The organism is Ectothiorhodospira lacustris, assembly GCF_022227785.1.
GTDB lineage: Bacteria > Pseudomonadota > Gammaproteobacteria > Ectothiorhodospirales > Ectothiorhodospiraceae > Ectothiorhodospira > Ectothiorhodospira lacustris.
The window spans coordinates 1-1,405 of sequence record NZ_JAJNQM010000158.1 but is presented as its reverse complement, the minus strand read 5'-3'; the positions used below and the strand labels follow the sequence as shown (position 1 = coordinate 1,405).

Annotated in this window: 1 protein-coding gene; it reads left to right on the top strand. The window is 56.1% G+C overall.

Going from position 1 to position 1,405, the window contains the following annotated elements; translation table 11 throughout:
* The first annotated feature begins 129 nt into the window (after positions 1–129).
* On the top strand, positions 130–1,392 hold the full coding sequence (locus tag LQ952_RS15790; protein ID WP_238623569.1) for an IS4 family transposase: 1,263 nt from the start codon (positions 130–132) through the stop codon (positions 1,390–1,392).
* Positions 1,393–1,405 lie beyond the last annotated feature (13 nt).

The following is a 1,405-nucleotide window of genomic DNA, read 5'->3' as shown; positions in this document are numbered from 1 at the left end:
CAATACCGTCAACTTAAAAAAAACAATAACCGTATGATTTTGTTAAAATAAAAGCAATTCACGGCAAGGCTGGAGATATTCAAATCATGAAAAACTTGTTGACGGCACTTCAGAAACCCGCTTGCCTTTATGAGAATAATTCTTAACCGTATCGACTCCTCGGTGAGTGATCCCACGTTCATCCGGGAGCACTGTTACCACCCCCGGGATTTCTCCCGGCAACGCTCGCTGACCTTCAAGCGCATGGTGCTGTTCTTCCTCTCCGGCGCGGTCCCTTCTCTCCAGTTCGGCATTGACAAGCTGTTTCGCGACTTGGGAGAGGAGGCCAGTGTCACCAAGCAAGCGGTGTCCAAAGCCTGCCAAAAGTTTCCCTATGAAGCCCTGGTCAGCCTGCAGCAGCAGGCCGTGAACACCTTCCATGCGGTGCAGACACCCCGCCGCTGGATGGGCTATCGGCTTGTCGCCGTGGATGGCACCAAGATACGACTGCCACTCAACGACGACCTGGCCGATGAGTTTGGCACCCAGGGCAACCAGACCAAAACCCGGCGACCGATGGCCCTGTTGGTCAGCCACCAGGATGTCCTGACCCGTGTGCCGCTGAGTTGTGAGCTTTCACCGGTGTACATGGGAGAACGTTTCCTGGCCGAACGCCTGCTCAGTGGTTTGCGAACTGACGATCTGGCCATCTATGACCGTGGTTTCCCCTCATTTGCCCTGTTCGCTGCCCATCGCCATGCCCAAGTGGCTTTTTGTGCCCGACTGACCCTGAATTTCACTACCCAGGTCACCCAATTCGTTGCCTCCGGCGAGACGGAGACCGTGATTCTGTGGACACCCAGCGCCACGATGCGCAGTGACTGCGCCGCCCTGGAGGTCTGTGACCAACCCCTGACGCTACGCCTGATCCGGGTCGATCTGGGTCAGGGACACATCGAGATCCTGGCGACCAGCCTGCTTGATACACAGACCCACCCGGCCCATCTGTTCAAATCCCTCTACGCCGAGCGCTGGGGCGTTGAGGAATCCTACAAAGCCTTCAAAACCTGGCTTCAGGTCGAACGCTTCCGCACCCATAGCCGGTTAGGCGTGTACCAGGAAATCTACGCCCGATTCCTGACTCTCACGCTGGCAGCCATCAGCGCCGCCCTGTCTCAGCCGGTGGCGACATCGCGAACGACCGGACGCTCCAGGGAATACCGCATCAACTTCCGGGCCACTCTGCTCAAGTTCCGTGACCGGTTCTTCTCGCTCTGGTCAGCAGACAATTCAGAAAAATCCATCCTGGATCTGTTCCAATGGATCATCCAAGATCAAGAGATGATCCGGCCAGGGCGGTCCAACCCTAGAAAATCAAGATATATCAATCCATTGCCGGGGGTGATGGCCTAAATTGACGACATTG

What these genes read in the sequence shown, in the direction of transcription:
- LQ952_RS15790 (WP_238623569.1), top strand. Translation starts at nt 130, where the DNA reads ATGAGAATAATTCTTAACCGTATCGACTCCTCGGTGAGTGATCCCACG.